1 pseudogene is annotated in these 225 nt (G+C 56.0%); it reads left to right on the top strand.

Annotated features, from left to right (window positions below):
* A pseudogene (locus KKO72_RS20805) lies at positions 1 to 225 on the top strand (IS110 family transposase); the annotation flags it as partial.

The following is a 225-nucleotide window of genomic DNA, read 5'->3' as shown; positions in this document are numbered from 1 at the left end:
GAAGAAGCAGATTAAACGTGAACAAATGGCCGCATTTTTTGCCAACATGCCGCCTACTCTGATCGGAATGGAGGCGTGTGGCAGCGCCCACCACTGGGCCCGAAAGTTGCAAAGCATGGGTCACACCGTTAAGTTGATGGCCCCACAGTTCGTCAAGCCTTACGTGAAGACCAACAAGAACGATGTGGCCGACGCTGAGGCGATCTGCGAAGCGGTCACGCGCCC

Source organism: Rhodoferax sp. U11-2br, from assembly GCF_018619435.1.
In the GTDB taxonomy this organism is placed as follows: Bacteria; Pseudomonadota; Gammaproteobacteria; order Burkholderiales; family Burkholderiaceae_C; genus Rhodoferax.
The sequence above is the reverse complement of the archived record's forward strand: the minus strand, read 5'-3'. Positions and strand labels throughout refer to the sequence as shown.